This is a genomic window from Caballeronia sp. LjRoot31 (genome assembly GCF_964253885.1).
In the GTDB taxonomy this organism is placed as follows: Bacteria; Pseudomonadota; Gammaproteobacteria; order Burkholderiales; family Burkholderiaceae; genus Caballeronia.
This window is the reverse complement of sequence record NZ_CAXURX020000003.1, coordinates 1,267,642-1,287,576: the sequence shown is the minus strand read 5'-3', so window position 1 is coordinate 1,287,576 and position 19,935 is coordinate 1,267,642. Positions and strand designations below refer to the sequence as shown.

General features: G+C 60.5%; 17 protein-coding genes. 11 read left to right on the top strand and 6 right to left on the bottom strand.

All coding sequences use genetic code 11. The features are described from left to right. The first annotated feature begins 397 nt into the window (after window positions 1–397). From ACSQ8V_RS34460 to ACSQ8V_RS34425, 8 genes are all read left to right on the top strand, one after another. Window positions 398–1,057, top strand: coding sequence for a FadR/GntR family transcriptional regulator (locus ACSQ8V_RS34460; RefSeq protein ID WP_436208812.1), 660 nt, complete (start codon window positions 398–400; stop codon window positions 1,055–1,057). Between the two features lie 90 nt (window positions 1,058–1,147). Further along, complete coding sequence (locus tag ACSQ8V_RS34455) at window positions 1,148–2,803, top strand: ABC transporter substrate-binding protein (RefSeq protein ID WP_436208811.1); 1,656 nt, start codon at window positions 1,148–1,150, stop codon at window positions 2,801–2,803. 60 nt (window positions 2,804–2,863) lie between these two features. Beyond that, window positions 2,864–3,817 (top strand): ABC transporter permease, encoded by a 954-nt coding sequence (locus tag ACSQ8V_RS34450; RefSeq protein WP_436186191.1) that lies wholly within the window; start codon window positions 2,864–2,866, stop codon window positions 3,815–3,817. Between the two features lie 3 nt (window positions 3,818–3,820). After that, window positions 3,821–4,714: an ABC transporter permease gene (locus ACSQ8V_RS34445; protein WP_436208810.1), complete on the top strand. Its 894-nt coding sequence runs from the start codon at window positions 3,821–3,823 to the stop codon at window positions 4,712–4,714. Then, on the top strand, window positions 4,714–5,775 hold the full coding sequence (locus tag ACSQ8V_RS34440) for an ABC transporter ATP-binding protein (protein WP_436208809.1): 1,062 nt from the start codon (window positions 4,714–4,716) through the stop codon (window positions 5,773–5,775). The genes ACSQ8V_RS34445 and ACSQ8V_RS34440 overlap by 1 nt, the downstream gene beginning before the upstream one ends. After that, window positions 5,775–6,797, top strand: coding sequence for an ABC transporter ATP-binding protein (locus tag ACSQ8V_RS34435; protein WP_436186188.1), 1,023 nt, complete (start codon window positions 5,775–5,777; stop codon window positions 6,795–6,797). Before ACSQ8V_RS34440 ends, ACSQ8V_RS34435 begins: the two co-directional genes overlap by 1 nt. A 7-nt stretch (window positions 6,798–6,804) precedes the next feature. Beyond that, window positions 6,805–7,986 carry an amidase gene (locus tag ACSQ8V_RS34430; RefSeq protein ID WP_436208808.1) on the top strand — a complete coding sequence of 394 codons (1,182 nt, stop codon included), beginning with the start codon at window positions 6,805–6,807 and terminating at the stop codon, window positions 7,984–7,986. Window positions 7,987–8,012: 26 nt separating this feature from the next. Next, a complete protein-coding gene (locus ACSQ8V_RS34425) occupies window positions 8,013–8,297 on the top strand; it encodes a cupin domain-containing protein (RefSeq protein ID WP_213762891.1) in 285 nt (94 codons plus the stop codon). A 31-nt stretch (window positions 8,298–8,328) separates the two neighbouring features. On the opposite strand, the gene ACSQ8V_RS34420 is transcribed toward ACSQ8V_RS34425, so the two are convergent. The 4 genes from ACSQ8V_RS34420 to manD form a co-directional block, all read right to left on the bottom strand. Further along, a complete protein-coding gene (locus ACSQ8V_RS34420; RefSeq protein ID WP_436208807.1) occupies window positions 8,329–9,198 on the bottom strand; it encodes a GntR family transcriptional regulator in 870 nt (289 codons plus the stop codon). Window positions 9,199–10,434: 1,236 nt separating this feature from the next. After that, window positions 10,435–11,730 carry an MFS transporter gene (locus ACSQ8V_RS34415; protein ID WP_436208806.1) on the bottom strand — a complete coding sequence of 432 codons (1,296 nt, stop codon included), beginning with the start codon at window positions 11,728–11,730 and terminating at the stop codon, window positions 10,435–10,437. 61 nt (window positions 11,731–11,791) lie between these two features. Then, window positions 11,792–12,829 carry an L-idonate 5-dehydrogenase gene (locus tag ACSQ8V_RS34410; RefSeq protein WP_436208805.1) on the bottom strand — a complete coding sequence of 346 codons (1,038 nt, stop codon included), beginning with the start codon at window positions 12,827–12,829 and terminating at the stop codon, window positions 11,792–11,794. A gap of 160 nt (window positions 12,830–12,989) precedes the next feature. Then, window positions 12,990–14,198 (bottom strand): D-mannonate dehydratase ManD, encoded by a 1,209-nt coding sequence (gene manD, locus ACSQ8V_RS34405; RefSeq protein WP_436208804.1) that lies wholly within the window; start codon window positions 14,196–14,198, stop codon window positions 12,990–12,992. 95 nt (window positions 14,199–14,293) lie between these two features. On the opposite strand from manD, the gene ACSQ8V_RS34400 reads away from it, so the two are divergent. Together ACSQ8V_RS34400 and ACSQ8V_RS34395 are read left to right on the top strand one after the other, a co-directional pair. Next, complete coding sequence (locus tag ACSQ8V_RS34400; protein WP_436208803.1) at window positions 14,294–15,787, top strand: mannitol dehydrogenase family protein; 1,494 nt, start codon at window positions 14,294–14,296, stop codon at window positions 15,785–15,787. A gap of 83 nt (window positions 15,788–15,870) precedes the next feature. Next, a complete protein-coding gene (locus ACSQ8V_RS34395; protein WP_436208802.1) occupies window positions 15,871–17,073 on the top strand; it encodes an FAD-dependent oxidoreductase in 1,203 nt (400 codons plus the stop codon). Here ACSQ8V_RS34395 and ACSQ8V_RS34390 read toward each other — a convergent pair. Next, entirely contained in the window at window positions 17,056–17,985 is a 930-nt protein-coding gene (locus tag ACSQ8V_RS34390; RefSeq protein WP_436208801.1) for a DMT family transporter, read from the bottom strand. The two genes, ACSQ8V_RS34395 and ACSQ8V_RS34390, sit on opposite strands and share 18 nt — an antisense overlap. Before the next feature lie 122 nt (window positions 17,986–18,107). On the opposite strand from ACSQ8V_RS34390, the gene ACSQ8V_RS34385 reads away from it, so the two are divergent. Then, window positions 18,108–19,028: a LysR family transcriptional regulator gene (locus ACSQ8V_RS34385; RefSeq protein ID WP_436208800.1), complete on the top strand. Its 921-nt coding sequence runs from the start codon at window positions 18,108–18,110 to the stop codon at window positions 19,026–19,028. A gap of 67 nt (window positions 19,029–19,095) precedes the next feature. On the opposite strand, the gene ACSQ8V_RS34380 is transcribed toward ACSQ8V_RS34385, so the two are convergent. Further along, on the bottom strand, window positions 19,096–19,746 hold the full coding sequence (locus ACSQ8V_RS34380; RefSeq protein WP_436208799.1) for a glutathione S-transferase family protein: 651 nt from the start codon (window positions 19,744–19,746) through the stop codon (window positions 19,096–19,098). Window positions 19,747–19,935: the final 189 nt, after the last annotated feature.

Below are 19,935 nucleotides of genomic sequence, written 5' to 3'. Positions count from 1 at the left end.
ACCGGTAAGCAGTAGTCTCTCGCATCGCTCGGTTTTGTCGAATCAAGCCGCGCTGGTACAGCGGGCGTCGCAACGATACGAGCGATATTCAATGTTGCCGGAATCGCCGTTCTACTCGATGCCGTTTTGCGCAATCGTCGAGAAGATGCGGCCCTTGACCCCGGTTGCCGAGGCGTTTTTTGAATTTACTGCTGGAAGCGCATAGGTTGTGACGGTGGTAAGACCGCCCTCGTCTGCCCCGATTTCGTGCGATGCACCGAATCGATCGCAAGGAACTAGTGCATACCCTACTTCCAAAATTCCGGTCGACAACCCAAGCCATTGTTTTTAAAAGCCAACATACTCCTGGCACGGTTCACGCATAAGCACTCCGGTCCTACCGGTAGGAGTGCACTGCATGAGCATGTCGAATTTCGTTGCGCAAACCCTCCAGCAACGCATTCTTTCAGGCGTATACGCGCCCGGTGAAGTCCTGCCCGGACAGCGCGATCTAGCAGGTCAGCTCGGTGTAAGTCGCGGCGCCCTGCGCGAAGCCGTGTCCGTACTCATGACGTTAGGGTTCCTTCGCTCTGTCCCCGGCAAAGGCACGTTCGTCGCGCATCGCGGACAACGCGATACAGAGCCCGTCAGCCGTAGCGCCGAGCAAACCATGCAACTGCGCTACATCATCGAGCCCTCCGCCGCCGCGCTCGCCGCACGAACAACCGGTCCCGGCATAGCAAGCCAGTTCCGCGACATGCAAGCACGCTTCAAAGACGCGCTGCTGCGCAATGACCTCATCGACGCCGCCAATTGCGACCTCGCTTTCCATCAAGCAATCGCTGCCTGCTCCGGCAATGACATCCTCGCGGAAATCTCGCACTCGTTCGAAGACCGCATAGGTAAAAGCCAACGCTTTCCCCTCGCCAATACACCGCGCCTGATCGAGGCGTTCGAGGAACACGAACACATTGTTGCGGCGATTACCTGCGGCAACGCCATCGCCGCAATGACCGCCATGCAACGCCATCTGCGAGGCGCCGCCGAACGCGCCGGCATCGCTTTCACCATTCCGTAGATATCAGCATGACTAACTGAATGTGTACCGTTTCTGGCCACCCTCTCCGACATCCACCGAAGATCAACCACCATAAAGGACCGTACCTGCATGAACTTCATCAAATCAAGTTTGCTGACGTGGGCCTGCGCGCTGGCATGCAGCGCGGTCCTACCCGCCACCGCACAAGCGCAGGAAAAAGTGCTGAGGATCGCAATGACAGCAGGCGACATCCCTCGCACGCTGGGCCAGCCGGACCAGGGTTATGAGGGCAATCGCTTCACAGGCATAACCATGTACGACGGCCTCACGCAGTGGGATCTGAGCCACGAGAAAGGACCCAGCGAACTGATCCCCGACCTCGCCACGTCCTGGCAAGTCGATCCCAAGGACCACACCAAGTGGATCTTCAAACTGCGCCCTGGCGTGAAGTTCCACGACGGCTCGCCATTCAACGCCGACGCGGTCGTCTGGAACGTCGACAAGGTCCTCGACAAGAGCGCGTCGAACTTCGACCCAAGCCAGGTCGGCGTGACCGCATCGCGCATGCCCACGCTGCGCTCAGCACACAAGATCGATGACCTGACGGTCGAGTTGACGACCTCTGAACCCGACTCGTTCCTGCCGATCAACCTGGCAAACCTGTATATGGCCTCGCCCGTACAGTGGCAGAAAAAACTCGCCGCCATTCCCGCGACAGTGACCGATCCCGCCGAGCGCGACAAGCAGGCGTGGATCGCGTTCGCCGCCGATGCATCGGGTACCGGCCCGTTCAAGATGGCGCGCTTCGTGCCGCGCGAACGCCTGGAGATGGTCAAGAACACTGAGTACTGGGACCCGGCGCGCAGGCCGAGGATTGATCGCGTGGTACTGCTGCCGCTGCCGGAGGCCAACACGCGCACGGCCGCTCTACTGTCAGGTCAGGTCGACTGGATCGAGGCGCCCGCGCCGGATTCCATGGACGCCATCAAGTCGCGCGGCTTCAAGATCTATTCGAACCCGCAACCCCACGTGTGGCCGTGGCAACTCTCCTTCCTGCCGGGTTCCCCGTGGCTCGACAAACGCGTGCGTTACGCAGCCAACCTCTGTGTGAACCGCACCGCGCTCAAGCAGTTGCTGGGCGGCATGATGAGCGAAGCGACCGGCACCTTCGAGCCGGGCGACCCGTGGCGCGGCAATCCGACCTTCCAGATCAAGTACGACCCGGACGCAGCCCGCAAGCTGATGACCGAAGCCGGTTATTCGGCAGCGAAGCCGCTGAAGGTCAAGGTGCAGATTTCGGCTTCGGGGTCTGGCCAGATGCAGCCGCTGCCCATGAATGAATTCGTGCAACAGAACCTGAAGGCCTGCTTCATCGACGTCAGCTTTGACGTGGTCGAGTGGAACACGCTCTACACCAACTGGCGCCTCGGTGCGAAGGACCCGTCGGCGCATGGCGCCAATGCGACCAACGTGAGCTTCGCATCAATGGACCCGTTCTTCGCCATGGTCCGTTTCGTCAGCACGCAGGCCTTCCCGCCGGTATCGAATAACTGGGGGTACTACAGCAACCCGAAGATCGATGCGTTGATCCAGCAAGCTCGTACGACCTTCGACGCGAAACAGCGCGACGTGCTGCTCGCGCAGTTGCACGGAGACATTGTCGACGACGCGCCGTTCATCTGGATCGCGCACGACACAGGCCCCCGCGCGATCTCGGCCAAGGTGCACGGCGTGGTGCAACCGAAGAGCTGGTTTATAGACATCGCCACCATGTCGATGAACTGACCTGAACCCGCCGTGGTCTGGGCACTCTGCGCCCAGACCACGGCAACCGGGCCCCACCTCATGCTTTCCTATCTTCTACGGCGCGCGCTCTATGCATTGCCGATCATGCTGGGCGTTGCGTTCCTCTGCTTCATGCTGGTTCATATCGCGCCGGGCGACCCGTTGGTTTCCATCCTGCCACCCGATGCATCGGCTGACCTGCAGAAGCAGTTGATGGAACTCTACGGTTTCAACCGGCCGTTGCCGGTGCAGTTCTTTAGCTGGGTCTGGCGCGCGCTGCATGGCGACCTCGGCACCTCGATTGCTACCGGCCGCCCGGTCGCCGGCGAAGTGATCAAGGCGGTCGGCAATACGATGATGATCGCCGCGCTGGCCACGCTGATCGGATTTGCATTCGGCGCGCTGTTTGGCTTTGTAGCGGGCTACATGCGCGGCTCGTGGATTGACCGCGCGGCTTCGCTTGTCTCGGTCACCGGCGTGAGCGTGCCGCATTACTGGCTGGGCATGGTCCTCGTGATCGTGTTCTCGGTGAAGCTGATGTGGCTGCCCGCCACCGGCGCGGGACCCGACGGTTCGGCCGACTGGCATTGGGACTGGGCGCACTTCCAGTACCTCGTGTTGCCCGCAGTCACCATGTCGTTCATCCCCATGGGTATTATCTCGCGCACGGTCCGCGCGCTGGTGGCCGATACGCTGTCGCAGGAATTCATGGTCGGATTGAGGGCGCGTGGCTTGAGCGAGTTCGCCTTGTTCCGCCATGTGCTGAAGAACTGCGCGCCGACCGCGCTGGCAGTGATGGGCCTTCAACTCGGTTATCTGCTGGGCGGATCGATCCTGATCGAGACGGTGTTCTCCTGGCCGGGCACCGGTTTCCTGCTCAATGCCGCGATCTTCCAGCGGGACCTGCCGCTGCTGCAAGGCACGATCCTGGTGCTCGCACTATTCTTCGTTATCCTGAATCTCCTGGTTGACATTCTTCAAACCGTCTTCGATCCGCGTATTGAAAGGGGCTGAGCCGTGACCACGACTATCACCACCGGCGACACCGCCAAGCCCCTTGCCACGCCGTTGCGCTCGCGCGGACACGGAGCCAACGTGCTGCGGCGCCTGGTCCGCAATCCCCAGGCAATGCTCGGCGCCACCGTGATCCTCATCTTCCTGATCATGGCCGTCGCCGCGCCCCTCTTGATGCCCGCCGATCCATTCGCGGCGTCCATGTTCAATCGCCTTAAGCCGATCGGCACGCCCGGCTATTTGCTCGGCACCGACGAACTAGGCCGCGACATGCTGTCCCGCCTGATCCTGGGCGCCCGCCTGTCGCTATTCATGGGCGTGACACCGGTCCTGCTTGCGTTCGGTATTGGCGGAGCGATCGGGATCATGGCGGGTTACGCAGGCGGTGTGCTCAACGCGCTCGTGATGCGCACGATCGACGTGCTCTACGCGTTTCCGTCGGTGCTGCTGGCCATTGCGTTATCCGGTGCATTAGGTACGGGCATTGGCAACGCGCTGGTATCGCTGACCGTGGTGTTCATCCCGCAGATCGCGCGGATTGCCGAGAGCGTCACCACGCAAGTCCGCCGCAGTGATTTCGTGGACGCCGCGCGCGCGTCGGGCGCAAGCGCCTTCACGATCGTGCGCGTGCATGTGCTCGGCAACGTGATCGGACCGATCTTCGTGTTCTCCACCAGCCTCATCTCCGTCTCGATGATCCTCGCCTCCGGCCTCTCGTTCCTCGGCCTGGGCGTGACGCCGCCGAACCCGGAGTGGGGCCTGATGCTCAATACCTTGCGCACGGCAATCTATGTGCAGCCCTGGCTCGCGGCGCTGCCCGGCGTGTTTATCTTCGCGACGTCGATTGCTTTCAACGTGCTGTCCGACGGCCTGCGTGCTGCAATGGAGATCAAGTAATGGCCGAGCTCATGACAGATGACCGTGACATCGGCGGCCCGGCCCAGCCGTTGCTGAGCGTCAAGAATGTGGTCCGGCATTTTCCGCTCGGCAACAAAGGGCTGCCGTTTCTAAAGGATGCGCGCAACGTGGTCCGCGCCGTCGACGACATCTCGTTCGATGTATTGAAGGGTGAGACCCTTGGGGTTGTGGGCGAATCGGGCTGCGGCAAATCCACCATGGCGCGACTGATGATGCAATTGCTGCAGCAGGATAGCGGCGAACTTATCTTCGACGGCGAAACGGTCGGTTCCCGCGCCCTGCCCTTGCGCGAGTTTCGGCGTCAGGTGCAGATGGTGTTCCAGGACAGCTTCTCGTCGCTCAATCCACGCATGACGATCGAAGATTCAGTCGCGTTCGGCGCAACGGTTCACGGCGTCTCGCGGAAAGACGCAATAGCACGCGGACGTGACCTGCTCGCGCGCGTCGGCCTCGATCCCGTGCGGTTCGCGGGACGTTATCCGCACGAACTCTCGGGCGGTCAGCGACAGCGCGTGAATATTGCGCGGGCTTTGGCACTCGGTCCGCGCCTTGTGATTCTGGACGAGGCTGTATCGGCACTCGACAAATCGGTCGAAGCCCAGGTGCTGAATCTGCTCGCCGATCTCAAGGCGGAGTTCGGACTGACCTATGTCTTCATCAGCCACGACCTGAATGTTGTGCGCTACATCTCGGACCGGCTGGTGGTGATGTATCTGGGCGAGATCGTGGAGATCGGCACGGCGGAGGACGTGTTTTCGCACGCGTTGCATCCGTATACGCGGGCCTTACTCAACTCCATGCCGAGTGTCGATCCAACGCGCCGCACGACCGCCGCGCCGCTCTTCGGCGATCCACCCAATCCGATCGACCCGCCCAGCGGCTGCCGGTTTCATACGCGCTGTCCGCAGGCACAGGATGTATGCAGCAAACGCGCACCGGCCGTCTCTACGGTTGGTGGAGGACAAGTAACGTGCCTTGAATACGAGCCGGACAGCGGCTACGTTCCAATCTCGATTACAGCAGCGCAGGAGGTCGCGTGATGAACAAGAAGCCGGAGGTCAGCATCAGCCTGCGCGACCTGAAGGTCCGCTTTATCACGCCCGGCCGGACAATCCACGCAGTCAACGGCGTGGACCTGGAAGTGGGACGCGGCGAGGTGGTCGCTCTGCTTGGCGAATCCGGCTCGGGCAAGAGCGTCACGTTGCGCGCGATCATGCGACTGCATTCGGAGAAGACTACGCGCATGGAGGGCGGACTCGACGTTGAAGGTCAGGACGTACTAAAGCTCTCGCGCCGGCAGCTTTCTGACCTGCGCGGCAAGGTCGTATCGATGATCTTCCAGGAACCGTTGCTCGCCCTTGATCCGGTCTACACGCTCGGCGCGCAGATTGCCGAGATGGTACGGCGGCATCAGGGGGTATCGAAGGCCGAAGCGCGCAAACGAGCGCTGGCGTTATTCGAAAAGGTCCGCATTCCAAGCCCTGAACGCCGGCTGGATGCGTATCCGCACGAGATGTCGGGCGGCATGCGCCAGCGCGCGATGATCGCGCTGGCGTTGTCGTGCGAACCGCGTGTCCTGCTCGCCGACGAACCGACCACTGCTCTCGACGCGACCGTGCAGATCCAGATCTTGCTGCTTCTGCGCGACCTGCAACAGGAACTGGGTCTGTCGATTGTGTTCGTCACGCACGACATTGGAGCCGCGACCGAGGTCGCGGATCGCATCGCGGTGATGTACGCGGGCCGGATCGTCGAGCAGGGGCCGGCGCTCGCGCTGCTGACCGAACCACGGCATCCCTATACCATTGCTCTGCTCAAAGGCCGCACGCAAGGCGCCATGAAAAAAGGCGTTCGGCTGGAAACAATTGGCGGTGCGCCGCCCGACCTTTCCGCGCTGCCGCCGGGCTGCGCGTTCGCGCCGCGTTGTGCGCATGCGATCGACCGTTGCTTGCAGACACAGCCTGAAGAACGCCTGGTCGGTAACGCGCATTCGGCCCGTTGCATCCGGGTCGACGAAATCGCCATGCTGCAACCGAAGACCGACATTCTCTCCACTCACTAACAACGAAATGACACCAGACCTCGCCTCGTATCGCGCTTTCGTACCCTACCCCGATCATCCGGTACCCCATGCCCCGATTGGCCCGCTCACGGGCCTGACGTTCGGCGTAAAGGACATCTTCGATGTGGCGGGCTATCCCACCAGCTGCGGCAACCCGCACATGCTGGCCATGTCCGGCATCAAGACGACCAACGCGCCGGTTGTCGAGGCCTTGCTCGCGGCCGGCGCCACTTTCGCGGGCAAGACTTATACGGAGGAACTCGCGTTCTCGATGACCGGCAAGAACGCTCACTTCGGCGCACCGCGCAATGGCGCCGCACCGGACCGTGTGACCGGCGGATCGAGTTCGGGCTCGGCGTCGGCGGTATCGAATGGATTGTGCGATTTCGCGCTCGGCACCGACACCGGCGGTTCGGTCCGCGCGCCGGCTAGCCATTGCGGCCTGATCGGTTTGCGGCCAACCCACGCGCGCGTGTCGCTCGACGGTTGCATGCCGTTGTCACCGGGGTTCGACACTTGCGGCTGGTTCACGCGTGACATCGAAACATTTGCACGCGTGGGCAACGTGTTGCTCGGCGAAGATACGACGACGCTCCCGTCAGCGCCTCAAGCCTGCTTGCCGCGCGAGGTGCTCTCCGGGCTGCCGGAACCTGTGGTGAAGGTTTTCTTCGCGACACTCGACCGCGTCAAGGCGTGTTTCGGATCGATAGAAAGCGTCGACATCATGACGCCCTCCACCGACGCGCTCTACTGGGCGTTTCGTTACACACAGGGATTCCAGGCGTGGCAAAGTCACGGTGAATCGATCCAGCGTTTCGACTTCCAGCTCGGCCCGGGCGTGCGCGAACGTTTCGCATGGTCACGTACCGTGACACCCGCACAGAACGAGGACAGTGAGAGCGTACGCGAGCAATTCCGCGCAAATTTGTTGAGCCTGCTAGACGGCGGGCGCATTATTGTCATGCCCACGATGCCTGACGTTGCCCCGCTGTTGTCGGACACGGACGAAGCGCTGGAGTCGTACCGTAACCAGGCGATCAGGATGCTGTGCGTCTCTGGGCTCGGTGGATGCCCGCAACTCTCGCTGCCGCTGATGCAGATAGACGGTGTGCCGCTGGGCTTGTCGCTGATCGGGCCACCCGGCAGCGACAAAGGGTTGATCGAACTGGGCCGCATGCTGATGGCCTGAGGCCGTCCAACATTGGAGGAAACTGCATGAGCCGCACACCGGCAGTCCCCACGCAGCAGGTATTGAACGATCGCGCGATAGTCACCGAGTGGCGATTCGCACCGGGCGCCGAAACCGGCTGGCATGTTCATGGGCACGACTACATTGTCGTTCCGCAAACCAACGGGGAACTCCTGCTTGAAACTAAAACAGGTAACCGAGTTTCCGAACTACATGCCGGGCAGAGTTATGCCGGCTTGAAGGGCGTTGAACATAACGTCGTCAATGCTAGCGACCACGAGGTTGTGTTCGTTGAAATCGAGATCGTCTGAGAGCCGAGCGCGGTACCGGCAAGCTGGTTGGTTAATTGGTAAGGTGGACGCGCTCGCCTTCATCCGGTTCAAACCAATCCGGATTGCGCTCGGCAACCGGTTTTAGCGAGACCAGGATCTCGCGCAGATGGGCGCGCATTGCTTCTTCCGCGCCGTCGGCGTCATGCGCTTTCAGTGCGCTCACAATCCGTGCGTGCTGCTTGATCAGCAATTCAAGAGGTGAGACTTCCGGCAGGCTCAGATAACGCACGCGGTCCATCTGAGCCTTGATGTCCTGAATGGTGTCCCATGCCGCCACGCAATCGATAGATTGTGCTATCAGGAAATGGAAGCGCTCATCGAGTGCAAGGAACGACGTGGTGTCGTTCACCTTCGCAGCGGTCTTCTGGTCGCGTAGATTTTCAGCGAGGTCGGCGAGTTGCGCCGACGTGATTTCAAGCGCGGCCTTGCGGGCCACTGCGGCCTCGATTGCTTCACGGATGAACCTGCCTTCGCGAACGCGCCGCGGTGAGATCTTCTTCACGAAGGTTCCTCTTTGCGGCAGCACCTGCAGCACGCCTGACTCTACAAGCTTGATGAACGCTTCACGGACCGGTTGCCGGGAGACCTGGAACATGTCTGAAACTTCGGTCTCGGACAGTGGCGTGCCGGGCACCAGCGCACCCGAGAAAATGGCTTCACGCAGGGCACGAAAGATTTGCTTGCCGATGGGTTCGTGCGATTCGACGCGAAGCTGACCGCGCAGGTTGGGCAGCGCTACACGCGGTTCCGTTGCGCGAGTGCGGCCGCGGGGAGGTGCGGCCGGTGGCTTGGAAGAAGCCGTTGGTTCATTGCGACCGGCACCGGCTGGCGAAGACGCGTTACGTCGCAACGGCGCCGGTAAGACGTTTTTCGTGACCATGACCCACACTTGGATGAGTAGTAAAAAGAGGACGAAGATAGTGTTCGAATTTTATCTTGTCATCTACCATACTACCACGCTGTGGTGGTCGGGTTTGAGCGTCGGAGGTCAGGGGTGATCTGGATTTCTAGGTTCTGGAGTTGGGGCGGGGGCTAGGTTCTGGGTTAGTGGTCGGGGTCTATGCCGGGTTGGTGCTTTCGGCCTTAGTGGTCTGCGAGAGTCGGATTTTCTCTTTATCACTGTTAGCCACTGTGCGTGGCGGCACGTCATTTCTTTGTCCAAAGCGACAAAGAAACGAAGCAAAGAAAACGCTTTCAACCACGCTACCCTAAGTGTCCACAGCGTGCAGTTTCTATTCATAGGTGCCCCAAAAGCACGGTGCTCGCCAGAGCGAAGGATGTTTGAACCCCTCCTTCTCGCGAATCCTGACACGAACACGCTTCGCCCCGTACGCTCTCGGGCAAGCACCAGTTGCCAAGGAACCGGTACGGCCTCACGCGTTCTGCATGCTTCGTTTTTTGGTGGGTTGGCTGCTTGATCGGTTCCCTTATTTCGTAGGTCACAGCTTGATCCGTAACAGCTCGACGTGACGCGCATTTATTGCCTCAGTCTTTGGTGAGTTGGCTACGCGGCCTACACCGCTATTTTCGTCGGCTACGGCCTTAAGCATTGTTGGCGCTTTGTTACTTGATGGGTTGGCGACGTGGTTCGTCATGCGTACAAATTCGAAGGGCGGTTATCCGCGGATAGCGCGGGGTGCTCCTTGGGCAGGTTCAATCACTGGTGGCGAAGCGTGTGGGTATCGGTGTTCGGAGAAGGAGGGGTTCACACATCCTCCGCTCTGGCGAGCACCGTGCTTTTGGGGCACCTATGAATAGAAACTGCACGCTGTGGACACTTAGGGTAGCGTGTTTGAAAGCGCTTTCTTTGCTTCGTTTCTTTGTCGCTTTGGACAAAGAAATGACGTGCCGCCACGCACAGTGGCTAATAGTGATAAAGAGAAAATCCGACTCTCGCAGACCACTAAAGCTGAAAGCAGCAACCCGGCATAGACCCCGACCACTAACGCCGAAAGCAGCAACCCGGCATCAACCCCGACCGCTGACGCCGAAAGCAACAACCCGGCACTGACCCGCCCGCTAACCCCAGAACCTAGCACCCCGACACCAACCTCACCCGCTAACCCAAAAACCACCCCAACCCCAAAAACCCGTCCACCGGCGCGAGCAAAAACTCCTAGACCAGAGCGCGCCGCACCCTAAGCTTGCCGCCGCGTGGCTCGCGAATCCAGATCAGCGAACAAAGCGAACCCAACACCGCAACAGCACCGGCAAGTACAAACGCACTGCCATAGGCACCATGCGTCGCCTGCACAATAAAGCCCGTCACCGCCGGCCCAATCACGCCCGCGAGGTTCGCCAGCAGATGCACAAATCCGCCCACGCCCCCCACATTCTCACGCCGGACGGTATCCTGAATCACGGCCCAATAAACCGCGCCCGTGACATAGAGAAAGAAAATCGACACCGACATCAGCGCGACCGCTCCCTCCATGCTTTCCACTCGCCCGGCAAATCCGACACATACGGCTGCTACCCCGAGACACACCGACAAAACGATCCGCCGCGCGAGCAACGGCTTGCCCGTGACTCGCAAAATCAGGTCCGTGATGAAGCCGCCAGCGGCAAGGCCGATACTGCCGAGCAACCAGGGGATCACGGTCGCAATGCTCATGTCATGAAGCGACATGTGATGCGCTTCAGTCAGGTACGTGGGGAACCATGACAGGAAGAAGAACAGCACATAGTTATAGGCGAAAAAGGCAAATGCGGTCGCAAGAATGATCGGTTGCTTCAGGTAGAACCTCAGCCCCATCTTTTCGCCTTCGGGCGCATGCTCCATCGACGAGGCCTGCTGCTGCCCCGCGACAATCAACGCAAGCTCCTCCGGTTTCACGCGCTTGTCCTGCTGAGGCTGTTCAGTCGTGGTCAAGGTCCACACTACGAGCCATGCCAGACCGAGCACCATGATCGCGACAAACGCCCAGCGCCAGCCAAAACGGATCGCCATGTAGCCAACCACCGGTCCCGCAAGTGCGCCCCCCAGCGGCGTACCTGAACTGATCACACCAATGGCGCTGGCCACCTCGCGTCGCGGAAACCAGTTGTTGACCATCTTGCTGTTCGATGAACTGAATGGCCCCTCGCCCATGCCGAACAGAACCCGCAGCACGATCAATGAAACGAGGCTGCTTGCCAGCGCTGTCGCCCCGCAGAATAGCGACCAGATGCCCATCGATGCGCCGAATACTTTCTTCGCGCCGATCTTGTCCGACGCCACGCCGCCGATAAAATTGAACAGCGCGTAGCCGATGAAAAAGCTGCTGAACACAATGCCCATCTGCGCATGCGAAAAATCGAGATCCTTCTGGATCAGCGGAGCCGCGATCGAGAGCGCAGCACGATCGAGATAGTTGATCACACCGGCGAGGAACAGCAAACCGACCACGAACCAGCGCTGGCTTCTGAACATGAATGTCTCCTGGAATACGCCTCTTCGTGATCGGGCGTTCGGGCAAAACGGTGATAGGGATTCAATCGAACTGCAGATGCACCTTCATCGACTGGTTGCGGTCATGGGCCACTTCGAACGCATGGTTCGCGTCCGCGAGCGGAAAGACATGCGTCATCAACGGACTCAGATCGATTTTCCCGGTGGCGATTTCTTCGGCGGCGACCGCGTATTCATCGGTGAAACGGAACGATCCCTGATAACGCAACTCCTTCGCCATCACGAGATTGGCCGCGACCGGCGACTGTCCCGCCGGCAGGTTGCCCACCTGGATCACAGTGGCACCCGCGCGTGCGGCCCGAAGCGCGGTGTCGAGCCCGGCAGGGCTGCCGGATGCTTCGATCACCACGTCGAAGGTGCCGCGTGACTGAGACCATGCTTGGACCTGTGCCTGGTCGGTGGCGAGTACGGTCTGATCGGCGCCTAGCGTAGCGGCCATCTGCAACGCTTTGTCGGCGAGGTCGAGCGCGACCAGACGATGCGCCCCGGCACGCCGCGCGACCGTTAGCAAAATGCAGCCAATAGGTCCGCAGCCGATCACAAGTACCTGGGCGCCGACCAGCGATCCCGCATGCCGCAGCGCATGCAATGCGACGGCGAGCGGCTCCGCCATCGACGCCTGCGCGAAGTCGAGTGCATCAGGAACCGGCACGCATTGGCGAGCGGCAACCGCAATGTATTGGCGGAACATGCCCTGCATGTGAGGGAACGTCGAGGCGCTGCCCATGAAGCGCATATTCAGGCAATGGTTGGTCATGCCCTTCACGCAAAACCGGCACTCGCCGCAGTTCAGACCCGGGTTCACGGCAACACGCTGGCCAACGCGCAAACCGTTCACGCCCTCCCCCAGCGCGGCGATTTCACCCGCGACTTCATGACCAAGGACGAACGGTTCCCGGACCGCGAAATCGCCGCTTTTGCCCTTGAAGTAATACGACAAATCTGACCCGCAGATACCGCCCGCGCGCACGCGGATCTGAACTTGACCCAGCTGTGGTTGAGGCGCATCGACTTCGTCGATACGCAGGCGTTTCGGTTCGTGAAGGACGGCTGCAAGCATGAGAAGCTCCGTTGAATGGTGTAAGTGCCGAAGCACAGCGCGTGGCTAGAGGCGCGCCGCGAAAACAGGGGATGAATGCGATTCGCGGAGAGACGTCGCGAGTGACGGCGTACCCCAATCGTGAAGATCACCGCCAAGTGGTTCTGCCGAGCACCGCCGCTCACCAGTTCCAGAGCGTGCCGTCTTCGAGTCGCGCGACCGGCAAATAAGCCGGATCGTAGGGATAGCGCGCCGCGAGTTCTTCGTCGATATCCACGCCGTGACCGGGCGCCTCGCCGGGATGCATCGTGCCCCGCTCGAAGGTCCATGCGTGCGGGAAAACATCAAGCGCTTCCTTCGGAAAACCCATGTATTCCTGCACGCCGAAATTCGGCACCCACAAGTCGAAATGGAGCGCCGCGCCCATGCAGACCGGCGACAAATCCGACGGCCCGTGGCAACCCGTACGAACCTGATAGAGCGACGCAAAATCCGCAATGCGTTTCAGGTGCGTGATACCGCCCGCATGCGTGAGTGTGGCGCGAATGTAGTCGATCAATTGCTCTTCAATCAGTTGCTTGCAATCCCAGATGCTGTTGAATACTTCGCCTACCGCGATAGGTGTCACCGTGTGTTGGCGAATCAGGCGGAAACCGGCCTGATTCTCCGCGGGCGTGGGGTCTTCCATCCAGAACAACCGATACGGCTCGACTGATTTACCCAGGCGTGCCGCTTCTATAGGCGTGAGACGGTGATGCACGTCGTGGAGCAGATGGGTATCGAATCCGAACTTGTCGCGCACTGCTTCGAAGAGTTTCGGCACGAAGTCGAGATACTTTTCCGACGACCACGTTTGCTCTTCCACCGCGCCCTTGGTAGCTGGCTCATACATGCCCGCACCCTTCGATACCCCGTACACCGAGCGCATGTTCGGCACGCCGCATTGAATGCGGATAGCCTGATAGCCCTCTTCCACATGCTCTGCATAGCGGTCGAGGGCTTCAGGAATGTCACGTCCGGTCGCATGCCCGTAGACCATCACGCTCTCACGCGACGCGCCGCCGAGCAGCTTGTACAAAGGCAGATTCGCGACCTTGCCCAGAATGTCCCACAGCGCCACATCCACCGCGGCGATGGCGGTCATGGTCACAGGACCGCGACGCCAGTACGCACCCTTGTATAAAAACTGCCAGATGTCTTCTATGCTCCCCGGATCACGACCGATCAGCAGCGGGCACACGTGGTCCTTCAGATAAGACGCCACCGCCAGTTCGCGGCCATTGAGGGTGGCATCGCCAATACCGTGAACCCCTTCATCGGTCACCACTTTCAACGTGACGAAGTTGCGTCCCGGACAACTGACGATGACATCGGCGCGAACGATTTTCATGGGAATTTCCTTGAGGTGCGATCAATGGAATTGATGCTACCATACAAGTAGACTCAATTGTCAATCAAGGGTTTTCCCGCTCCAGGCTATTTAAAATGACCAGTGAATCCATGCTTTGCCGCAAGGCGCTTCCGTTAATCGAGGACCATCTGCTAGCGCCTGAGTGGCGCGATCCCCGCATTGGCATCGTTCATCTGGGCATCGGAAATTTTCATCGGGCGCACGAAGCGGTTTATACGGAAGAGGCCATGCTTGCCGCGGGTGGCGACTGGGCAATCTGCGGGGTCACGCTGCAAGGCGACGTGACGAAGCGCGATGCGTTGATGGCGCAGGATGGCTTGTATAGCGTCGTGGAGCGTGGGCCGCAGGGTGTGAAGACAACAGTTATTCGCGCGCTGCGTGAAGTGCTCGCGCTGCCGCATGACCGCGCGCGACTGTTCGACTTGCTCGCCGACACAAATGTGCGGATCGTCTCGTTGACGGTCACGGAGAAAGGGTATTGCCGCGATACGAAGACGGGCGACGTCGACCTCGGCCATCCCGGCATCGCACATGATCTGGAGCATCCGGGCGAGCCCGGCACGGTGCCGGGTATCCTTGTCGCCGCATTGAAGACGCGGCGCGATGCCGGCATCGCGCCGTTCACCGTGCTCTCTTGCGACAACCTCTCGCACAATGGCGCAGCATTGCGCCAGGTGGTCTGTTCCCACGCTCGCGCGCTTGACGAAGCGCTGGCAACCTGGATCGATCGCGAAGTCGCGTTCCCGTCAACGATGGTGGATCGTATCGTCCCCGCGACCACGGACGCCGACCGTGACGCCGCGGCCGCTGCGCTTGAGCTTCGCGACGAGGCGCCGGTCCCGTGCGAGCCGTTTCGTCAATGGGTGATCGAAGACCGCTTCCCTGCCGGACGACCCGCATGGGAACGCGTGGGCGCGCAACTCGTGGACGACGTGATGCCATTCGAACTCGCGAAGCTGCGCATGCTGAACGGCACACATTCGACACTTGCTTATTTGTCGATGCTGGCGGGGTTCGCGACCATCGACGAAGCAATTTCGTTCGCGCCGCTGCGCACACTGATCCATTCGATGATGACGCACGAGATCGCACCGACCTTGAGTGTTCCGGCATCGTTCGACTTGATGGCGTATCGCGATGCACTGCTCGAACGATACGCGAATCCGGCGTTGAAACATCGCTGCGCGCAGATCGCAATGGATGGCAGTCAGAAGATTCCGCCGCGCCTTCTCGCGACGATCGCGGCCCGCCTAGAGCGCGGGCAAGCAATCACGGGACTCGCGCTTGGCGTTGCAGCGTGGTTCGTTTTCTTGCGCGGACACGCCGACGACGGCACGACTTTCGTTATCAACGATCCGCTGGCCTCGCGGCTGACTGCGCTTGCGACGAACGCGGCAGACGTGGAAAACGCGCCGGAAAGCTTTGTCGATGCGATGCTCGGTTGTCGCGATGTATTCAGTCCCGAACTGGCTTCGAACGAGGTGTTCCGGCGCGCCCTGATTGAAGCGGTCACGCAGTTAGGGAGCGGCACGAGAACGGCGATCGAGAACACAGAAAAGCTCGGATAACCACCAAAGTCATCACCTGTTGACAAATCCCCGTCCCCCGGCAAATAATCCGCGTCATCAACTGATGACATACGGAGCCTACCGTGACGAAAATCGCCTCATTCCTGCGGGATAAGCATGTAGCAATCATAGGAGGCGGCCCTGCTGGCCTGACCCTGGCACGGCTTCTGCAAATGCGCGGCGCGTCTGTAAGCATCTACGAACGTGATGACTCGCCTGAGTCGAGGAACCAGGGCGGAAGCCTGGACCTGCACGAACTATCGGGACAACTCGCGCTTCGCGAGGCAGAGCTCGATCGCGATTTCCACCGTATTGGCCGGCATCAGGGCCAGCATTTCAAGGTATTCGACAAACACGGCACGCAACGCGTCGAGATGCGCGCAGAGGATGAAGACGAGATGCGGCCGGAAGTTGATCGTGGCGAGCTGCGCGATCTGCTGCTCCGTTCACTCGAACCCGGCACCGTGAATTGGGGGCACGAACTGCTCCAGGTGGTCACTGAAGACACCGGCACACAACGCCTCGACTTCTGCAACGGAGCCAGCGTTTGCGTGGATCTCGTGGTCGGTTGCGATGGAACATGGTCCCGCGTGCGGCCGTTGATATCGGCGCTGAAGCCAGCGTATTCCGGCGTTACGTTCATCGAGACACGTCTGACTGCTGTCGACACATTACATCCCGCTCTCGCCACTCTGGTCGGACCCGGCAGCATCCTCGCGCTTGGCGACAATAAGGGACTGATGGCTCAGCGCAATGGTGATGGCACCATCCGTGTGTATGTTGCGCTGAGAGTCGCGGAGAACTGGGTTGAACAGACCGGCATCGATTTTCACGAACCGCTGCAGGCGCGCAACCGTCTGCTCGACCTGTTCACGGGTTGGTCGCCTGAAATAGTCGACCTGCTCCGTGCCTCGGACGACGTTTTCCTGCCACGGCCGCTCTACACATTTCCGCCGGAGCAATCCTGGACCACGTGCCCCGGCATCACGATCCTCGGCGACGCCGCTCACGTCATGCCGCCCTTCACCGGACAAGGCGCGAACCTGGCCATGCTGGATGCGGTCGACCTGACTCGTTGCCTCACCTCGCATTCGTTCGCGGATCTGACCGAAGCCATTCGCGCATTCGAACAGACAATGCTCACGCGCATGACACCGGCTATTCACGCCACGCTGGCCTCGCAGGATCAGGTGATCGCGCATGACGCGCCCACGGCCCTGGTCGAATCCATCAACGCTCACCTGGAAGCAGTCAAGATCAACTCTGCGTCAAGGCAGAACCTCTGAAGCACGAGGCACGTTCACCGTTACCGCTTTGCGCCAGCGCACCGTCGCCAGCATGGACGCCAAGACAATCAACCCGCCGCCGACCCATGCAATAAGCGATATTTTCTCGCCCAGCCACACCCAGGCGAACAGCGCACCGAACGCGGGTTCGCTGCCCATCAGCAACGCAACGCGGGTTGGGCTACTGCGCTTGATTGCATAGTTCTGCGCGAAGAAGGCGAACAGCGTGCACGCAAAAACCAGGTAAAAAACGCTACCCCAAAACGGCTCATGCCCCGTGAACGACGGCACGTGCTGCCACTGCTGCGGCGCAAACACGAGCGCCACGGCAGCACTACCAAACGCGACCACACCCGACTGCACTGCCGTCACTGACAAAGGCGGCAGTGTCGAGTCACGCAACACGCGTTTCGTCACACAGACATTCAGCGCGCGCAGCAAAGCCGCCAGCAGGATCAGCGCATCGCCCGGATTGAAGACGAACCCACCATCACCGGCAAGCAGCCATGCGCCCAACAGCGAGAGCGTGACTGCTGCCCACTCAATCCGCCCGGGCCTGCGCTTGAGCAGCATCCACTCGACCAGCGGCGTCATCACCACACAGAGACTGATCAGAAATGCCGCATTGGCGGCGCGCGTCATCAGCACGCCAAACGTCTCGCTTAAGAAAATGCCCAACAGCAGCAAGCCTGCGATAAATACGCCGCGCAGCGTGCGCGCGTCGGCATGCCGCAAGCTTCGCAATGCAGGCGACAACATGACGAACGTAATGCCGAATCGCAGCGTCAGCAGGCCCAGTACCGGATAGAACACAAGCGCATGCTTGACGATTCCGTAACTGGTGCCCCAGACCACCGCGACCACGAGCAGCATCAGGTCGGACACTAAGAGAAGGCGGTCTTGCTTGGACATAGTCGGACCTCAGGAGAATGAGTCCGTATTGTCGAGCGTTGCACATGAGACGATAATCGGGTCGATGCGCAAAGCCTTTATGTCGCAGATGCATTAATCCTCGCCCCACTCGCGACCACCCGATGAATCCAACAGAACTTTTTGCTTTGCTGCCCGACATGGCCGTATTCGCCCGTGTCGTCGATGCCGGCAACTTTTCCGTGGCCGCGCGCCAACTCGGCAGCACGCCGTCGACGGTCAGCCGCCAGATCAAGCGTCTTGAGGAAGCGCTGGCCACGCGGCTGCTCGAACGATCGACGCGCAAGGTGAAGGTGACCGAATCGGGCGAACAGGTCGTCCGATTCTGCCGCGACATTGTGAGCGCGGCGTCGGGCGCCGTGGACGCAGCCGGTTCGCTGGTCGGCCGGCCGCAGGGAAAAGTCAGTGTGAGCGCGCCGACGGCCTTTGCGAAAACGGTGATTCACCCGCTGGTGCCGGGCTTTTTGCGCGCGTATGAGGAAGTCGATCTCCAATTGCTATACGCGGATCATGAGGTCGATCCGCTCGAGAACGATCTCGACCTCGTGATCCGGCTAACGGATCATCCGCCGCCCGGTCTGGCGGGACGGCGGCTGGGATCGGTACGCTGGGTGTTGTGTGCGTCGCCAGCGTATCTGCGGGCGCGCGGCACGCCCAAGCATCCACGCGATCTCGCGCAACACGACTGCCTCTATCTGGGCGAAACCACCGACGACAACCGCTGGCGTTTTCGCCGTGGTACCGAGACGCAGACCGTGGAGGTAAGCGGGCGATATATAGCGAATCATGCGGGCGCGCGACGCGAAGCGGCGCAGCAGGATTTCGGCATCGCGAACTTGCCGGAATTTACTGCTCGCGGAGCGTTGGAGAGCGGTGAACTCGTGCAAGTGCTCGCCGACTGGGATCTCGAAGCGCTCGCTTATGTAGGCTCGGTATGGTTGCTCTATCCGCCGAATCGCTTTCTACCGCCCAAGGTGCGGGCGTTGATTGATTATCTGGTCGAGCACATACACGACAGCAAGTGACATCGGCTTGGCGCCTGGCGTAGCCTAAGTGCTTAAGCATGCGCTCTTAAGCCGGCAAGCTTCCATGCTAGAAGTCGAGCCGCCCGAACAACTCATCGAATGGGACCATAACGTGCTCGCGGAACGCCGGGCGAAGCTGCAGCCGTTCGTACCAGGCTTCAACATTAGGAAGGTCGGGCCGCTTGATATCCAGTTCGAAATAACGATAAAGGTTAGAGCCGGCCGCAATATCGCCCAGGCTCAAACTGTCTCCCGCAATGAAGGGCCGCTCGGCCAGCACCCGGTCGAGGAGCTGAAAATACTGCGCGCAACGACCCAGGTTCTCGTCAATGCTCTTCGCATTGCGCAAAGCCTCCGGCGTCCGGTAAAAACCCCAGAACACGCCCGTTAGGAAGGCGGGCTGCAAGCTGCTCTGAGACCAGTCCATCCAGCGGTCCGCCTGCGACCGCCGACCCGCGTCTTCACTCCAGAACCGCGGGCTGCCATAACGCGCCGCCAGGTATCGCAAGATACTGTGCGACTCCCACACAATAGTGCCGTCGCTGTCTTTAATGACCGGCACACGTCCGTGCGGATTCATGGCCAGGAACTCTGCGCTCTGCGTCAGGCCGAAGCTCCCTCCGGCGGGAATATGCTCATGTGGCAAATCAAGCTCGCCGATCAGCCACATGACCTTCTGAACGTTAGACGAGTTGCGTCGTCCCCAAATCTGAAGCATGAAATGTCCCCTGAAGTTGGATGCCGCTGACCTTAGCTATTCATCGGCATCTCACCCCGTGGCTTAATGCTTACCGTGTGAAATACTGCGACGAGGTACCAGGTTCTCGACCTGGCCGATGACGAGTCATTTTGCGCTCTCAATATGACCGCGCTGCGCAAACGCTTGAAGTGGTCCTATGAAGGCGAG

Excerpts from the sequence above, each read along its gene's own strand:
- ACSQ8V_RS34460 (WP_436208812.1), top strand. The coding sequence starts at position 398 with ATGAGCATGTCGAATTTCGTTGCGCAAACCCTCCAGCAACGCATTCTT.
- ACSQ8V_RS34455 (WP_436208811.1), top strand. The coding sequence starts at position 1,148 with ATGAACTTCATCAAATCAAGTTTGCTGACGTGGGCCTGCGCGCTGGCA.
- ACSQ8V_RS34450 (WP_436186191.1), top strand. The coding sequence starts at position 2,864 with ATGCTTTCCTATCTTCTACGGCGCGCGCTCTATGCATTGCCGATCATG.
- ACSQ8V_RS34440 (WP_436208809.1), top strand. The coding sequence starts at position 4,714 with ATGGCCGAGCTCATGACAGATGACCGTGACATCGGCGGCCCGGCCCAG.
- ACSQ8V_RS34435 (WP_436186188.1), top strand. The coding sequence starts at position 5,775 with ATGAACAAGAAGCCGGAGGTCAGCATCAGCCTGCGCGACCTGAAGGTC.
- ACSQ8V_RS34430 (WP_436208808.1), top strand. The coding sequence starts at position 6,805 with ATGACACCAGACCTCGCCTCGTATCGCGCTTTCGTACCCTACCCCGAT.
- ACSQ8V_RS34425 (WP_213762891.1), top strand. The coding sequence starts at position 8,013 with ATGAGCCGCACACCGGCAGTCCCCACGCAGCAGGTATTGAACGATCGC.
- ACSQ8V_RS34420 (WP_436208807.1), bottom strand. The coding sequence starts at position 9,198 with ATGGTCACGAAAAACGTCTTACCGGCGCCGTTGCGACGTAACGCGTCT.
- ACSQ8V_RS34415 (WP_436208806.1), bottom strand. The coding sequence starts at position 11,730 with ATGTTCAGAAGCCAGCGCTGGTTCGTGGTCGGTTTGCTGTTCCTCGCC.
- ACSQ8V_RS34410 (WP_436208805.1), bottom strand. The coding sequence starts at position 12,829 with ATGCTTGCAGCCGTCCTTCACGAACCGAAACGCCTGCGTATCGACGAA.
- manD (WP_436208804.1), bottom strand. The coding sequence starts at position 14,198 with ATGAAAATCGTTCGCGCCGATGTCATCGTCAGTTGTCCGGGACGCAAC.
- ACSQ8V_RS34400 (WP_436208803.1), top strand. The coding sequence starts at position 14,294 with ATGACCAGTGAATCCATGCTTTGCCGCAAGGCGCTTCCGTTAATCGAG.
- ACSQ8V_RS34390 (WP_436208801.1), bottom strand. The coding sequence starts at position 17,985 with ATGTCCAAGCAAGACCGCCTTCTCTTAGTGTCCGACCTGATGCTGCTC.
- ACSQ8V_RS34385 (WP_436208800.1), top strand. The coding sequence starts at position 18,108 with ATGAATCCAACAGAACTTTTTGCTTTGCTGCCCGACATGGCCGTATTC.
- ACSQ8V_RS34380 (WP_436208799.1), bottom strand. The coding sequence starts at position 19,746 with ATGCTTCAGATTTGGGGACGACGCAACTCGTCTAACGTTCAGAAGGTC.